Origin of the sequence: Roseibium sp., from assembly GCF_965233565.1 — a bacterium.
Lineage (GTDB): Bacteria > Pseudomonadota > Alphaproteobacteria > Rhizobiales > Stappiaceae > Roseibium.
Window position 1 is genome coordinate 2,190,812 of sequence record NZ_OZ247494.1, and the last position, 15,069, is coordinate 2,205,880.

Here is a 15,069-nt window from a genome sequence, read left to right on the forward strand (position 1 = left end):
ACCCACTCAGTGGGTTATTCCGGATCTGGCCATGCAGCTGCGCTGCAGACCGTCCGGAATGACGACGTTGCCAGAACGCCTGGTGAGGCGCACCAGATGATGCGCCTCTTCTGCCAACAGGAAACCCTGGGCGTCAGACTGTTCCGGCCTGCGCCTTGTCGAAGATCTCCAGAGCGCCATCCTTGGTGAGTTCTACCGGATTGCCGCCTGCGGTCGGGTCGACGATAGCCATCTCCGCGATCAGCTCGCGTTTGCCATCATCGACATTCAGTCCGCCAAGCGTATGCGGCACATCGAGATCCGCGCGCAGCTTCAGGATCGCATCAAGCACGCCCTGGTAACCACCGGCAATGCCGAGAAATCCAGCCAGGCGCTCGAATTTCTGCTCGATCGCCGACCGGTTGAACTGCAGCACATAAGGCATGAAGACCGCGTTGGTCATGCCATGATGGGTGTCATAGAGCGCTCCGACCGGATGCGACAGCGAGTGGATCGCGCCAAGGCCCTTCTGGAAGGCAACGGCGCCCATGGCCGCTGCGCTCATCAGATGGCCGCGTGCTTCAAGATCAGATCCATCGGCGGCAACCTTCGGCAGGTTTTCAAACACCAGCCGAATGCCTTCCAACGCGATGCCTTCCGACATCGGATGATACATCGGAGCGGAATAAGCCTCCAGGCAATGGGCGAGCGCGTCCATGCCGGTGCCGACCGTGATGAAGCGCGGCATGCCGACTGTCAGCTCCGGATCGCAGATGACGGTTTCAGGCAGCATCTTCGGATGGAAGATCACTTTCTTCGTGTGGGTCGCCTCATTGGTGACAACGCCGGCGCGGCCGACTTCCGAACCGGTGCCCGCCGTTGTCGGGACGGCAACGATCGGCGCAATACCGGCCGGGTCGGCGCGGGTCCACCAGTCGCCGATGTCTTCAAAATCCCAGATCGGCCGGGATTGACCGGACATGAAGGCAATCAGCTTGCCCGCATCAAGACCTGACCCGCCGCCGAAGGCGATAACGCCATCATGACCGCCTGCCTTGAAAGCGGCGACACCCGCATTGATGTTGCTGTCGACCGGGTTCGGCTTGACGTCGGAAAAGACGGCGGCCTGGAGCCCGGCGGCCTTCAGGCTCTCGATCGCTTCGGCCACCATCGGCAGGCCGGCAAGGCCCGGGTCGGTCACCAGCAGCGGATTGGTCATGCCGGACGCTTTCACCGCATCAGGCAGTTCCTTGATGCGGCCGACGCCGAAACGGACGGAGGTCGGATAGGACCAGTTGACGGAAGGAAGTGAGCTCATGGTCGTCTCGTTGGTTTGATCGTCTGTTTTGTAGAACACCCACTTTGCAGGTGCTGGTATTCCGAACAACACCTCCGCTTGCTCCCCTCTCCCCCCTGGAGGGGGAGATGTCCGCGTTAGCGGAAAGAGGGGGGGGCTGGACGTGCTGCAATCTCAAAATCAGCGTAGGAGGAGAGGCTGTCCCCCCCTCTGTCTCCTGACGGAGACATCTCCCCCTCCAGGGGGGAGAGTGGAGCAAGTCCAGTTGCTGAGGTCTATTCGCCTTACAGAATGCTGAACTTGCCCCGGTTACAGTTCTGCGCCGCTTCAGTGTTCCACGCGGAAGTGGAACGACTTCGGCCTTGTCAGGTTATGAAACCCGATCTCGGAAAGGGCCGCGCCCTTGCCGGTGTCCTTCACGCCCGTCCAGACAAGCGCCGGATCGAGATAGTCGCAGCGGTTCATGAAGACGGTGCCGGTTTCGATCCGATCGCCGATCTCCGCTGCTGCGGCGACATCTTCGGTCCAGATCGAGGCCGTCAGACCATAGGGGCTGTCATTCATGAACTGCAGCGCTTCTTCGTCGTCCTTCACCTTCATGATGCCGACCACCGGACCGAAGCTTTCTTCACGCATCACCGACATCTGGTGATTGACGTCGGTCAGGACCTGAGGCGCCAGATAAGGCGTGCCTGCGGCATCCGCCTCGAAACTGGACGTGTCGATATGGGCTTTCGCGCCCTTGCGCAGGGCCTCTTCGGTTTGCTCGCGCACCCAGGCGGCAAAACGGGCCTGGGCCATCGGGCCGAGGGTGGTTGCCTCGTCCAGCGGATTGCCGAGCTTGTACTGGCTGGTCAGGTCAACAAAGCCCTCGACGAACCGGTCATAAAGGCTTTCATGCACATAGACGCGCTCTATGCCGCAGCAGCACTGACCGGCATTGTAGAAGGCACCGTCAACAAGGTTCTCGACCGCATAGTTCAGGTCGGCATCGGCCCGGACATAGGCCGGGTCCTTGCCGCCCAGCTCAAGCCCCACCGTGGCGAAGGTGCCGGCCAGGGCCTTTTCAATGGCGCGGCCGCCGCCGACGGATCCGGTGAAATTGACATGATCGATCAGGCCGGCTCCAAGCAGCTTTTCCGTGCCTGCATGGGTCAGAACGATATTCTGGAAGACACCTTTCGGCAGGCCTGCAATCTCGAAAGCCTTGGCGAGGCGCTCACCGACCAGCAGCGTCTGCGCGGCATGCTTCAGCACAATCACGTTGCCGGCCATCAGCGCCGGCATGATGGTGTTGATCGCCGTCATGAACGGATAGTTCCAGGGCGCGATGACCATGACGATGCCGAGCGGCACGCGCTTCAGGTACCGCTTGAAGCCGGCTTTGTCGGTGCGCTCGATGTCGGCCAGAGCTTCGGCCGCGGTGCGCGCGCAATATTCGGTCCGCTCAATGGTGCCACCGAGTTCGCCGCCGAAACGGACCGGACGGCCCATCTGCCAGGCAAGTTCCTGAACGACGTCGTCATTCATTGCCTTCAGGGCTTCCAGAGCCTTTTCGCAATAGGCCACCCGCTCGGCAACCGGCAGGGCCGCCCAGCCTGGCTGGGCCGCACGCGCCGCGGTGACCACGCGGTCGACGGCGGTCTCGTCCAGCGCCGGACGCTCGGCATAGACCGAGCCGTCGATCGGCGAAATCAGTTTGATCACATCTGACATTTGAACCTCTCAAACCCGCCTCTTCCGGGCGGCGTCTTCAAAAGTGGTTGGCTCTTTGATTTCCAGTCCGGCCGCTTACCCACCACCCTCATCCTGAGGAGCCGCGCAGCGGCGTCTCGAAGGATGGGCCGCTTGTTCTGCGTGTGCCGCCCATCCTTCGAGACGGGCCATTCGGCCCTCCTCAGGATGAGGCTGTGGCGTGTCGTGCGCCTTCTGTTCCGTCTTCGCCCTTTACGCCCGCTCGAAGCCGCGGGCAATCTCATAATCGGTGACCACCCGATCGAATTCCTCCAGCTCCCATTCCGCGGCCCGCGCATAGTGATCGATCACCGCGTCGGAGAAGGCTTCGCGCAGGAACTTGGACTTGCGCAAGGTTTCACGGGCTTCGCGCAGCGTCTGCGGAATTTCCCTGGCGCGCTTGGCCTCGTAGACATCCCCGGTGGTCGGCGGATCGAGGGTTAGTTTTTCCTCGATCCCCTTCAGACCGGCTGCGATCTGGACCGCAAGCGCGAGGTAGGGATTGAGATCGGAGCCGCCGATGCGGCATTCGATGCGCAGCCCCTTGGTGCCCTCGCCGCAGAGGCGGAAACCGGCGGTGCGGTTGTCGACCGACCAGACGGTCTTGGTCGGTGCGAAGGTGCCCTTCTGGAAACGCTTGTAGCTGTTGATGTAGGGCGCCAGGAAATAAGTGTAATCCGGTGCGTATTTGATCAGGCCGGCAAGGTAGTGGCGCATCGTCTCCGACATGCCGTACTGGCCATCGGCATCGCAGAAGACATTGTTGCCGTTCTTGTCGAACAGGGACTGGTGCACATGAGAGGATGACCCGACCTTGTCATGATGCCACTTGGCCAGGAAGGACGCCGAACGGCCCTTGGCCCAGGCGATTTCCTTCACTGCCTGCTTGGCGATGGTGTGATACTCGGCCGTGTCGAGCGCCGGCGCATAGCGGATGTTGAGCTCTTCCTGACCGGTTTCGGCCTCACCCTTGGTGTTTTCCACCGGGACCCCGGCCGCATAGAGGCCGTTGCGCACCGGGCGCATGACGTCCTCTTCCTTGGTCGTCTGCAGGATGTGGTAATCCTCGTTGTAGCCGGAGATCGGCTCCATGTCACGGAAGCCGCCCTTGCGCATGTCGTCATAGCTTTTCTCGAACAGGAAGAATTCCAGCTCGGTCGCCATGATCGGCGTCAGGCCCAATTCGGCCAGTTTGGCCACCTGGGCCTTCAGCATCGCCCGCGGCGAATGCGGCACGTCCGCGTGTGTATGGTGATCCTGCACATCGCACAGCACCATGGCGGTGCCGTCCAGCCAGGGCACCAGGCGCAGCGTCGACAGGTCCGGCTTCATCACATAGTCGCCATAGCCGCCCGACCAGCTCGTCGCCGCATACCCCTCGACCGTGTACATCTCCAGGTCGGTTGCCAGCAGGTAGTTGCAGCAATGGGTCTCTTCATAGGCGCTGTCGACAAAGTGCTGGGCGTGGAAACGCTTGCCCATCAGCCGTCCCTGCATATCGACGATACAGGCGAGCACCGTATCGATCTCTCCTGAGGAAACGAGCGACTTCAATCCGTCGAAGGTCAGGTTGCCAGGCATTTTCAGCGTGTCCGTTTCTTGGCCCGCGTCGGGCGGGTCGTGTTCTCAAATCTCAAAAGTCCCGGCCCGGAGGGTTCTGCTCCGGACCGGTAGGTGTGGCCGCACCTGCGGGAAGCCGACGCGGCCAGGGCCTGCATCAGGTGTAACGGTAAGGACGGCCTGCTTTCTGCATGTCCTGGTTATATTTCTTGAAGATCTCCACCACCTTGGCCTTGGTCGGGCTTTCGGCTGCGATCTCGTCCCAGAACGCCATGGCAGCTTCTTCAACCGTTGCCCATTCTGCATCCGGAATGGAGGTCAGCTCCATCTTGGTGCCGTTGACACGCAAGTTGGCTTCGCCGCCCCAGTACCACCACTGGCGATAATAGTGGGAGGCGTCCATGGCCAGCTGCAGCATCGATTTCAGGTGGTCCGGCAGCTCGTTCCAGCGTTCCTGGTTGGCGAAGAAGGAACCCGCCCAGGCGCCGGAGATGTTGTTGGTCAGGAAGTAGTTGGTCACATCCGCCCAGCCGACAGTGTAGTCCTCGGTGATGCCCGACCAGGCGATACCGTCGAGTTCGCCGGTCTGGACGGCGACTTCAATGTCTTCCCACGGCAGGGTTACGGGCACGACGCCGAACTGGCTCATGAAGCGGCCGGCGGTCGGGAAGGTGAAGACGCGCTTGCCTTCAAGATCTTTCAGCGAACGGATCGGGTCCTTGGTGGCGAAGTGGCACGGATCCCAGGCACCTGCGGAAATGTGCTTCACGCCGACCTTGGCATATTCCTCTTCCCAGATTTCCTTCAGGCCGTACTGGTTGAACAGCACCGGCACGTCGAGGGAATAGCGGGACGCAAACGGGAAGTAGCCGCCGAACACGGTGACTTCGGTCGGAGACGCCATGGAATCGTCATCGGACTGCACGGCATCGATCGTGCCCTGCTGCATGGCACGGAACAGCTCGCCCGTCGGCACCAGCTGGTCGGCCGTGTAGAGCTCGATCACCATCTCGCCGTTGGCGGCCTTGTTGAAGGCATCGATATGCGGCTTGATGACATGTTCGGCCAGCGCCGGACCGGCATAGGTCTGCAGGCGCCACTTGATCTGCGTCTGGCCATGAACGGCCGGGGCCGCAAGCGTCGTTGCACCGGCGGCGGCTGCCGTGCCGAGACCGGCTTTTTTCAGAAACTCACGTCTATTCTTCATCTCTAGTTCCCCTAAGTTCCAGTTTCAGTTCGCGCGGGTCGGCCGTTTTCCGGCTCTGATATTCCGCAGTCCAACTCCGTTCCTCCGGACGTTGTTTGTTGCCCGTTCCTCGCGCTATCTGCCGTAGACAAGCTCCGGCAGCCAGAGAGCGATTTGCGGGAAGGCCATCACGAGCGCGAGCGCCAGCATCATCACCAGGACGAACGGCGTGATCGAGCCGTAGATGTCGCGCATGGTGATGTCCTTGGGCGCCATCGCCCGCATCAGGAAGAGGTTGTAGCCAAAGGGTGGCGTCATATAGGCAATCTGGGTCGTGATCGTGTAGAGCACGCCGTACCAGATCAGGATTTCGCCGCGCGGCATGCCGAGATCGAGCGAGGCCACCAGCGGCACGTAAAGTGGCGCAACGATCACCAGCATCGCCGTGTCGTCCAGGAAGGTGCCCATCACCAGGAACGACAGCTGCATCAGGATCAGGATCATCCAGGGCGACAGGCCGAGCTGGTCGGTAAAGAGATTCTCGATCGCCTTGACCGCGCCGAGCCCGTCAAAGACGGCACCGAAGCCGAGCGCGGCCAGGATGATCCACATGAACATGCAGGAGATGCCGAGCGTGTTCTTCAGGCACAGGATCAGGATGTCCCAGGTCATGCGGCGACGGAATATCGCGGCCAGCAAGGCCGTCAGCGCACCGATGGCGGAAGCTTCGACCAGGCTGGTCTTGCCCATCACGAACGGCACCATCATGGCAGCGAAGATCACGATCGGCAGGATGCCGGCCAGCAGCAGCTTGTATTTGTCCTCCTTGGAGGCTTCGCGCTCCTCGCGCGTCAGCACCGGGCCAAGTTCCGGCTGGATCTTGCAGCGCACGGCGATATAGATGACAAACATCGTTGCCATCATCAGGCCCGGTACGATGCCGGCAAGCCAGAGCTGACCGACCGGCGCACGCGCAATCATGGCGTAAAGCACCAGGACGACCGAGGGTGGCACTAGAATGCCCAGGGAGGACCCCGCCTGGATCACCCCCGTGACCATGCGCTTGTCATACTTGCGTTTGAGAAGCTCCGGCAGCGCAATGGTCGCACCGATGGCCATGCCCGCAACCGACAGACCGTTCATCGCCGAGATCAGGACCATCAGCAGGATCGTGCCGATGGCAAGACCGCCATGGATCGGCCCCATCCAGACGTGGAACATCTTGTAGAGGTCGTCGGCAATCTTGGTTTCCGACAACACATAGCCCATGAAGATGAACATCGGCAGCGTCAAGAGCGGATACCACTTCATCAGCTTCATGGCAGCCGAGAAGGGAATGTCACCTCCACCGGTGCCCCAGAGCGCCAGGGCTGCAATGGCTGCGATGCCGCCAATCGCGCCGAAGACGCGCTGCCCTGTCAGAAGCATCAGCATCATCGACGAGAACATCAAAAGAGCGATCAACTCATAGGACATCAGAGCGTCACTCCCTTGATCCGGGCAATGTCTTTCAGGAGTTCAGAGACGGTCTGAAGCAGCATCAGGAAGAAACCGATGATCATGATCACCTTGACGGGCCAGAGATAGGGCCGCCAGGCGGTAGGACTGCGCTCGATGAAGCCAAGCTTCTCGCTGGCCGCCGACGGACCGCCGGTGACGAAGGCGACAAAGAGATCCCACCAGAAGCTGAGCGAATCCTTGCCGAAATAGCCGAGCGAATAGGCCGTGGAATTGAGCGCACCATAAAGCAGCACACAGAGATAGAAGATCAGCAGGAGCACGGTGAAGGCATCGAACCAGGCCTTCTTCTTCACGCTCCATTCCGCATAGAAGAGATCCATGCGCACATTCGATCCCATCTGGATCGAATAAGGCCCGCCCAGAACATAATAGGCGACCATCGCGAACTGCGCGATTTCGAGCGTCCACAGCGACGGATTGAAGAAGGTCTTGGAGATCGACGACCAGAGCAGGATCGCGGCCATCACGAAGACGCCCCACATGATGATCTTGCCGAGCCCGCGGTTGAAGCCGTCGACGATACGGATGTATAGGCTGGCGACCTTAAACACGGGCGCCTCCTGCTATCGTTTCCGCAGCGCGCTTCAAGACAGGTGCCAGCAGCTCGGTCCAGCGCGCTTCTTCATCCGGGGTGCGGACTTCGTCGTTGCGGATCTCGATCATCAGACACGGCAATTGCCGGTCCTCGCCGTGACGGCGGATCGTATAATAGACCCCGTCCGCCGGTGAATAGGGTTCATTGTCGCCCACCGTCAGATCGCCGCGCGCAGCCAGATCGGACAACACCGGATCGGCAAGACGGCGATCGTTTTCGGAGATCAGGCCGATTTCCCAGGGGCGTGACTTGCCCTTGTAGACCGGTGTGAAGGAGTGGATCGAGACAACGGCGCTTGGCAGTCCCCTGTCCTTGCGCTCGTTCAGAACCTTGTCGATCGCCTTGTGAAACGGCCGGTGCGCCAGGTTGAGCCGGAACGCCTTTTCATCGGCAGACAGATCCCGATTGCCGGCGATCTGGGTGGTCTCGCTCAGGCACGGGATCAGGTCGGCCCGGCTTTCTTCGCGGTTACAGTCGATGATCAGCCGGGAAACGGTTGTCGCGATCAGCGGGGCATCCAGCGCCTGCGAAAGACCGCGCGCAACACCGAGCGCGCCCGGGTCCCATGCAATATGGGCGATCTTGTCGGCATCCGAGATCTGCAGGCTGGTGTCGTAGGGCGGTGGCAGGAAATTGGAAGCGTGATCGCAAACCAGAACGAACGGTCCGGCGCCCTCCGCGTTTTCAACCGCGACAGCCCGGTTCATTCCTCCTGAGGGAAGACCTGCACCCATTCCCAACTCCCTGAAAGACCGGCACCCAAGTTTGTAATGTTTGTTACAGGATTGCCGACTTAACTAAGATCTGTAATATTTGATACGCAGATTGGAACCGCTGTCAAATGAAATTCAGCGGCCCCGATAAGAAAAAGGCCGGAGCCCATGGAACGCCCACTCTTGGATGATATTCGCGACCGTCTCGACGAGTTCACGGCGACGGAAAAGAAGGCGGCCCATGCCCTGATGGCCAATTATCCGATGCAGGGTCTGGGCACGGTTGCCCAGTTTGCAGCGGCTGCAAATGTCAGTTCGCCCACCATCCTTCGCTTCATCGGAAGGCTCGGGTTTCCAGGCTTTGCAGAGTTTCAGAAGAAACTGCGCAGCGAGTTGGAAAGTCAGCTGAATTCACCGCTAGCCCGCAGCGCCAACATGGGAGACGACCCCGACCGCGACCCCCATGTCAGCCAGCTCCTGGACAATGTCCGCGAGACCTTTGCCCATCTGCCCAAGGGCGAACTCAGCGGCCTCACCAAGCTTCTGGCAGACGAACGCAAGACCGTGCACCTGATCGGTGGCCGCTTCACCGATGGTCTCGCCCGCTACATGGCAGCCCATCTCAGGATCGTCAGGCCCAACGTCAATCACGTCGCCGGCCAGCAGGGCAACTGGCTGGACCAGCTCATCGGCATCGGCCCGAAGGATGTGGTGCTTGTCTTCGATATCCGGCGGTATCAGGCCGAGATCATCCAGTTCGCCGAAGCCGCCGCCAAGCAGGGCGCGACGGTTGCCCTCGTCACCGACAGCTGGATGTCCCCGGTCGGGCGGATCGCCAGCTATGTCCTGCCCGCCCGCGTCGCGGTGCCTTCACCTTGGGATTCCTCGCTGGCGCTGATGGCCGTCGCCGAGGTGCTGATTGCGGGCGTCACCCGCGAGAACCAGGCCCGCGCCCAGGAGCGCATGCGCGCTCTTGAAAAACTGCGCAACGACATCGACCCCACCACCGAGGGCCGGGCCATGGGGCCGGATATTTGAGGGTTACCGTGCCCACGGGCGATCATGACTGACCTGCCAAAATGCTGCCCAACGCAATAATCGTCCCGGCCTTGCCGGAGTGCCCTGCCTCACCTTGTTCATTGCGGTCATCCCGGCCTTGAGCCGGGGCCTACTCAGTTCCAGAGCCTTCGAAATAAGGCAAAGGGAGTTCCGCAAGCACAGCCACACCTCTTTCCAACGCGCCGACACGCCGAGATTTGGATTGGATCCCGCCTCAAGGCCGGGAAGACACGGAGTTTGTGGCAACCAACCTGATGTTCAACAGCTCCACAGTCCGCTGTCTCGTTCTGAGGAGGACCATCCGGCCCGCCTCAAAGGAGCCGCTACACATTTAGAATGCACGATCATTCCTCCAGATGCGCAAAAACGCGCTTGTCGGAATGAGTTTGGCGCGTGCTGGAAACTGATTCTTCCGGTCAGGTTTCACGAGCCGCGATGGGCAGAGAAGGCGCCTTTTGACCTGAAGCCTATATAATTCACAGGCTTTTATCACTTAGCCGGGAGTCTGCGACTCATCTATAATCCAGACGGCTCCCAGCCATGGCATTGGGCAGAACCACAGCCTGCGCATTCAAGGAAGCCGGCAAGCAGGGCAACCCCGGGCAAGCCCGGAATACAGAAGGACGCAACACAATCTCCAGCGACCTTTCCTCTCCCCCTTTTCGCCCGATCATCCGTTCAACGCCAAGAGCCTTCATCCTGCATGAAGACAAGCTGCTGGTGCAGGAAAAACATCATGCAGTTAAAGGGGTTTACTACACGCTGCCCGGCGGCAAGCAGGAGCCGGGCGAGAGCCTGGAAGAAGCGCTGAAACGCGAGTGCCTGGAGGAAATCGGAGCAGAGATTACCGTTGGAGCACTGCTCCACGTGGCCGATCTTTTCCGTCTGAAATCGGAAGGCAAGGAGCGTCAGCACCAGCTCGATTTCATCTTCTCCTGCACGGTCGCAGAAGACTATGAGCCCAAGCTGGGCTGTCATCCGGACCCGCACCAGACCGCCACCCGATGGATCACGGCCGAAGACGCGGCACATCTACGACCGCTTTATGTCACAAAACTGTTTCCACTTGGCTGTACGCGGGTCCCCAAAGTCTATCTCGGACCCCAGAATGACTAACGCACCCAAGATAATCCGGGAAAATCTCCATTTTCTGTGCGCGGAGATCGACGGACAGCTGATCCAGCTCGAGGCCTTCTTCAAGGAGCCGACAGCCGCGACCGCGCGCCGGATCATGGATCGGGCTGGGTATGCCCACAATTTGAAGACCCGCATCCTGGCGGCCTGTGTGCGTCACATGGCAGGGGCAAAAAACAACAACCGCAAGCACCTGACCTTACGCAGCCTTGAATTCATTGCCTCCGATCTGCAGCGCCTGTCGAACCTTGCCCGACAATCCCTGCACCACGTGGAGCGTATCGAGACCTTCTCAACCCTTGTGCCCGGGCGCTACCCTGCAATCGTCAGCCGCGTCCGTGAGGGGGTGGGCCGGATTGAAGAGGCCTTTGCGAGCAGCGACAGCGCGTTGGCCATTCAGATCGGCCAGCTGCAGGGCAAGATCGAAACGGACTATCGCAAGCTCTTCAAAACCTACACCAAGGACATGCGCAACCCGGACATCCGTCCGGCGGATATTGCCAACAGCCTGCTGGTGGCCAGCGAAATGCAACGCATGGGCGACTCGCTGAACTCCATCAGTGAAGCGCTGATTTCTGCCAATATCGGTCAGGCCGTCAATTTCGAGCGGTATTTTGCGCTCCAGAGCCTCATGTCCGATCTGGACGGTGTGAACGGCGATCTGACCGTTGAATCCATTGCCGAGACCCGCTCGGGCAGCTCGATCTCCGCCATCAAGAACCGCAAGACCGAAGAAGTCGCGGCCGTCTTCAAGGATGGCGAAAAGAGCAAGGTCAAGGAAGAACGCCAGGGCGTGAAGAGCTGGCATTCGATCTATCCGGGCCTCGCCCCGAAGATCCTGTCTTATGAAAAACGCAGTCAGTCTGCGGCCCTCTTGATCGAGCACCTGCCCGGACTGACCTTTGAGCATATCGTCCTCAACGAAAAGGACGCCGTCTGCGCAACGGCGCTCAATCGTCTGACACGGACACTCAAGGATGTCTGGAAGCAGACCAGGACCAGGGAACCGGCGGAACTGGACAGCATGCAGCAGCTTGCCAAAAGGCTAGGCGAAGTGCGCCGCGTCCACCCGGAGTTCAAGGACCGCAAGATCAGTTTCTCAGGTACGGAATTGCCATCCCTCGACAGGCTGATCGAGCAGGCCGCTGACCGCGAAGCCAAGGTCCCGGCCCCGTTCTCGGTCTATATCCATGGCGACTTCAACGTCGACAACATCATCTACGATCCGGGCGAGGACCGGATCCATTTCATTGACCTGCACCGCTCACGCTATATGGACTATGTCCAGGACGTCTCCGTCTTCATGGTCTCCAACTACCGCCTCCAGGTACTCGATCGCGACACCCGCCTGCGCATCATGGCTGTCTCTCAGGACTTCTATAAATCCGCGCGCGCCTTTGCCCGCAAACAGGGCGACAACACGTTCGAGTATCGGCTGGCGCTGGGACTTGCCCGATCCTTTGCAAGTTCCACCCGGTTCATTTTCGACAAATCCCATGCCCGGCGCATGTGGCTGCGGTCGCGCTACCTGATCGAGCAGGCGCTTGCCTGCCCTCCCGGCGACGAAGCCCGTTTCCGGTTGCAGATGAAGGAACTCTTCGTTGACTGATCTGAAAATCGGCGTCATCGGCATCCCCGGCAAATGGTCGACGGAAGTACTTGCCGACGCCCTGGAACAGAAAACCAGGTTTCGCTGCGTCGTCGACATGGCGGACGTCGCTCTTGACCTGGAGACCCGAGCCCTGATGGCGGGTGAGACCGACCTCTGCCAACTGGATGGGCTGGTGATCAAGAAGATCAGCCAGGACTACAGTCCTGCCACACTCGACCGGCTGGAAATGCTGCGGGTTGCCGAGGCATCCGGAGTGAAGGTCTTCTCCCCGACAAATTCCATCCTCGGCCTGGTAAACCGCCTGAGCTGCACGGTCACGCTCTCCAATGCCGGTATTCCGATGCCCGCCACCTGCGTCACCGAGAGCACAGAACAGGCACTCAGCGCAGTCCTGCGCTTCGGCGGTGCCGTCTTCAAGCCACTCTTTTCCACCAAGGCACGTGGCATGACGCTGATGGCGGCCAATGAAGGCGAAGCCACTCTGCGCCAGAAGATCGAGGCCTTCAGAGCCGGCAATCCGGTCATGTATCTGCAGCAGAAGGTCAACCTCTCCGGCCGGGATCTCGGCATGGTGTTTCTCGGCGGCAATTATCTTGGCACCTATGCCCGTGTTGCTCAAACAGACAGCTGGAACACCACCATCTTGCACGGTGGCAAATACGAGCCGTTTGAGCCCGATGCTGAGTTGATCGAACTGGCCCGGCGCGCCCAGGCGCCCTTTAATTTGGATTTCACCACCGTCGATGTCGGCCTTACGGATAACGGACCGATCATCTTCGAGGTTTCAGCCTTCGGCGGCTTCAAGGGGGCCTTGGAAGGTGCGTCGATCGACGCCGCGACACTCTACGCCGATCATGTCATTGAAAAGGTGCGCGCATGACCGGGATCAGCGTTCAGGACATTGTCGACGCGCTTCGCCCGGAGCGGGAAACCCGGAATTCCGATCCGGTGTTCCTGACCGTTGGCGGCTATGTAGTCGAGGTCCGGTGCATGTCCGGCGTGCTGCTGGCCGAGCTTCTGCGCTATTTCCAGCACGTGATTTCCGCACCTACAGAGCCCGACATAAAAGTCCACGTACTCGGCGAGGCGGAAATGCCCTTCACAGTTGACTATGTCGACTGGGCCCGGGAACCCGGCAAGACGGGGCGCAAGGACGCGATCTGTAATCTTGAAAACGGCCGCCTCGTCCTGAAAGTCCGGACTGGCGTCCAGTTTTTGCAAACCCCGGACTGGGCTATCGCCTTCGGCCCGACGGAAACCTACCCCAACCAGGTGATCAATTTCGTCAACACGCAGATCCTCAATCACTTCCAGAGAGCGGACTGGGTCGCCTGTCATGCAGCAGCTGTTCGCACTGCAAACAAAGGCCTCGCTATTTCAGGCCTCAGCGGCGGCGGCAAGTCGACGACCATGCTGCGCCTGATGGAAATTGCCGGCACACAATATGTCACCAATGACCGCCTGCTGGTCCGCCGAAAAGGCACTGAAACGGGGGCAATCGGAATTCCCAAACTGCCACGCATCAACCCGGGCACCATCGTGAACAATGCCCGCCTTGCCGGCATTATCGACGAGGAACGCGAGGAAGAACTGCGCAACATGGAGCCGGATGAACTCTGGCACCTGGAAGAGAAATACGACCTTTTCATCGACGATATCTACGGTCCCGGCCGGATCTCCCACGACGCCCACCTGACCGACTTCTGGGTGCTGAACTGGTCGCGCGACAGCGCAGCCCCGACCAAGGTCACAAAGGTCGAACTCAAGGCCAGACCGGATCTCCTGTCCGCCATCATGAAAAGCCCGGGCCCGTTCTACCAGGCGCCTGACGGGATCTTCTGGACGGACCGGTCGGAGATGGACACGGCTTCCTATCTGAACGTTCTCAACGGCGTGCAGGTCTGGGAGGTCACCGGCCAGATCGATTTTGACGCCCTGTTCGACGCGGGCGCGGACCTCCTGGGACAGATGACATGACCGACCGATTTGCCATTCTTGTCAGACACGGGGCCTACCATCAAAAGCCCGGCACGCCGAGCGCCCTGCAGCCGTTTCCGCTGACGGATGGCGGCAAGGCGCAGGCGCTGGCTGTTGGCAAGGAACTGGCCGGACTGGCGGCCGAACATGGCTGGCAGCTGTCGAGGACCGTCTATTGCTCTCTTCAGCAACGCGCCTGGCAAACCGCCCAGCTCCTGTGCCAGAGCCTGTCGGAAGCGATCAACGAGGATTTTTCCGTTCTCGAGCAGGCCGCCCTGGCCGAACGCAGTGTCGGGGCGTTTGCAAACCTGACCATTCCGGAAATCGAACAGATCCTGATGGAGGATCCCCGTCACCAGCTGCCACCGGAGGACTGGAAATCGAACAGTCATTACCGGTTGCCGGCACAGGGGGCAGAAAGCCTTCTGGAAGCAGGTGATCGTGTCGCCGCCTTCCTGAAAACCTCCATGGAACGCCGCGAAGTAAAAATGTCCGGCACTGCACAGATCTTTGTCGGCCACGGTGCGGCATTCCGCCATGCGGCGCATCTCCTGGGCGTGCTGGCCTTTGACGACATTCGCAGGTTCAGCATGCACCACGCCAAACCCGTGATCCTGAAATTCAATGCCGCCACTGGCTGGACCCATCACCTTGGCGCCTGGAAACAGCGCCATGTCCTGGAAACCGCGACGGACTGACTGG

At 60.3% G+C, this 15,069-nt stretch carries 13 protein-coding genes; 6 read left to right on the forward strand and 7 right to left on the reverse strand.

Annotation, left to right across the window (positions count from 1 at the left end; translation table 11 throughout):
• Window positions 1-133: 133 nt before the first annotated feature.
• The 7 genes from ACO6TG_RS10075 to ACO6TG_RS10105 all read right to left on the reverse strand — a co-directional run bounded on the left by ACO6TG_RS10075 (window position 134) and on the right by ACO6TG_RS10105 (window position 8,579).
• Entirely contained in the window at window positions 134-1,297 is a 1,164-nt protein-coding gene (locus ACO6TG_RS10075) for an iron-containing alcohol dehydrogenase (RefSeq protein WP_422378055.1), read from the reverse strand.
• A 306-nt stretch (window positions 1,298-1,603) separates the two neighbouring features.
• Window positions 1,604-2,992, reverse strand: coding sequence for an aldehyde dehydrogenase family protein (locus ACO6TG_RS10080; RefSeq protein ID WP_422378056.1), 1,389 nt, complete (start codon window positions 2,990-2,992; stop codon window positions 1,604-1,606).
• Between the two features lie 231 nt (window positions 2,993-3,223).
• On the reverse strand, window positions 3,224-4,591 hold the full coding sequence (locus tag ACO6TG_RS10085) for a glutamine synthetase family protein (protein ID WP_422378057.1): 1,368 nt from the start codon (window positions 4,589-4,591) through the stop codon (window positions 3,224-3,226).
• Between the two features lie 136 nt (window positions 4,592-4,727).
• Window positions 4,728-5,777 carry a TRAP transporter substrate-binding protein gene (locus tag ACO6TG_RS10090; RefSeq protein WP_422378058.1) on the reverse strand — a complete coding sequence of 350 codons (1,050 nt, stop codon included), beginning with the start codon at window positions 5,775-5,777 and terminating at the stop codon, window positions 4,728-4,730.
• Between the two features lie 114 nt (window positions 5,778-5,891).
• Window positions 5,892-7,232, reverse strand: a complete 1,341-nt coding sequence (locus tag ACO6TG_RS10095; RefSeq protein ID WP_422378059.1) for a TRAP transporter large permease — start codon at window positions 7,230-7,232, stop codon at window positions 5,892-5,894.
• A complete protein-coding gene (locus ACO6TG_RS10100) occupies window positions 7,232-7,828 on the reverse strand; it encodes a TRAP transporter small permease subunit (protein ID WP_422378060.1) in 597 nt (198 codons plus the stop codon). The genes ACO6TG_RS10095 and ACO6TG_RS10100 overlap by 1 nt, the downstream gene beginning before the upstream one ends.
• On the reverse strand, window positions 7,821-8,579 hold the full coding sequence (locus tag ACO6TG_RS10105; RefSeq protein ID WP_422378061.1) for an N-formylglutamate amidohydrolase: 759 nt from the start codon (window positions 8,577-8,579) through the stop codon (window positions 7,821-7,823). The genes ACO6TG_RS10100 and ACO6TG_RS10105 overlap by 8 nt, the downstream gene beginning before the upstream one ends.
• 174 nt (window positions 8,580-8,753) lie before the next feature.
• Here ACO6TG_RS10105 and ACO6TG_RS10110 point away from each other — a divergent pair, with 174 nt between their 5' ends.
• The 6 genes from ACO6TG_RS10110 (at window position 8,754) to ACO6TG_RS10135 (ending at window position 15,065) form a co-directional block, all read left to right on the forward strand.
• Window positions 8,754-9,623, forward strand: coding sequence for a MurR/RpiR family transcriptional regulator (locus tag ACO6TG_RS10110; RefSeq protein WP_094072279.1), 870 nt, complete (start codon window positions 8,754-8,756; stop codon window positions 9,621-9,623).
• A gap of 561 nt (window positions 9,624-10,184) precedes the next feature.
• On the forward strand, window positions 10,185-10,760 hold the full coding sequence (locus tag ACO6TG_RS10115) for an NUDIX domain-containing protein (protein ID WP_422378062.1): 576 nt from the start codon (window positions 10,185-10,187) through the stop codon (window positions 10,758-10,760).
• The gene (locus tag ACO6TG_RS10120; RefSeq protein WP_422378063.1) at window positions 10,753-12,387 is read left to right on the forward strand and encodes a phosphotransferase; all 1,635 of its coding nucleotides are present in this window, start codon (window positions 10,753-10,755) and stop codon (window positions 12,385-12,387) included. The genes ACO6TG_RS10115 and ACO6TG_RS10120 overlap by 8 nt, the downstream gene beginning before the upstream one ends.
• Window positions 12,380-13,270, forward strand: coding sequence for a GAK system ATP-grasp enzyme (locus tag ACO6TG_RS10125; RefSeq protein ID WP_422378064.1), 891 nt, complete (start codon window positions 12,380-12,382; stop codon window positions 13,268-13,270). The genes ACO6TG_RS10120 and ACO6TG_RS10125 overlap by 8 nt, the downstream gene beginning before the upstream one ends.
• Window positions 13,267-14,367, forward strand: coding sequence for an HprK-related kinase B (locus ACO6TG_RS10130; RefSeq protein ID WP_422378065.1), 1,101 nt, complete (start codon window positions 13,267-13,269; stop codon window positions 14,365-14,367). Before ACO6TG_RS10125 ends, ACO6TG_RS10130 begins: the two co-directional genes overlap by 4 nt.
• Window positions 14,364-15,065: a histidine phosphatase family protein gene (locus tag ACO6TG_RS10135; protein WP_422378066.1), complete on the forward strand. Its 702-nt coding sequence runs from the start codon at window positions 14,364-14,366 to the stop codon at window positions 15,063-15,065. The genes ACO6TG_RS10130 and ACO6TG_RS10135 overlap by 4 nt, the downstream gene beginning before the upstream one ends.
• Window positions 15,066-15,069: the final 4 nt, after the last annotated feature.

Bases quoted from the DNA above. Each gene is read 5' to 3' on its own strand.
- ACO6TG_RS10110 (WP_094072279.1), top strand. From the start codon at position 8,754: ATGGAACGCCCACTCTTGGATGATATTCGCGACCGTCTCGACGAGTTC.
- ACO6TG_RS10095 (WP_422378059.1), bottom strand. From the start codon at position 7,232: ATGTCCTATGAGTTGATCGCTCTTTTGATGTTCTCGTCGATGATGCTG.
- ACO6TG_RS10090 (WP_422378058.1), bottom strand. From the start codon at position 5,777: ATGAAGAATAGACGTGAGTTTCTGAAAAAAGCCGGTCTCGGCACGGCA.
- ACO6TG_RS10075 (WP_422378055.1), bottom strand. From the start codon at position 1,297: ATGAGCTCACTTCCTTCCGTCAACTGGTCCTATCCGACCTCCGTCCGT.
- ACO6TG_RS10085 (WP_422378057.1), bottom strand. From the start codon at position 4,591: ATGCCTGGCAACCTGACCTTCGACGGATTGAAGTCGCTCGTTTCCTCA.
- ACO6TG_RS10120 (WP_422378063.1), top strand. From the start codon at position 10,753: ATGACTAACGCACCCAAGATAATCCGGGAAAATCTCCATTTTCTGTGC.
- ACO6TG_RS10080 (WP_422378056.1), bottom strand. From the start codon at position 2,992: ATGTCAGATGTGATCAAACTGATTTCGCCGATCGACGGCTCGGTCTAT.
- ACO6TG_RS10135 (WP_422378066.1), top strand. From the start codon at position 14,364: ATGACCGACCGATTTGCCATTCTTGTCAGACACGGGGCCTACCATCAA.
- ACO6TG_RS10105 (WP_422378061.1), bottom strand. From the start codon at position 8,579: ATGAACCGGGCTGTCGCGGTTGAAAACGCGGAGGGCGCCGGACCGTTC.
- ACO6TG_RS10115 (WP_422378062.1), top strand. From the start codon at position 10,185: ATGGCATTGGGCAGAACCACAGCCTGCGCATTCAAGGAAGCCGGCAAG.
- ACO6TG_RS10130 (WP_422378065.1), top strand. From the start codon at position 13,267: ATGACCGGGATCAGCGTTCAGGACATTGTCGACGCGCTTCGCCCGGAG.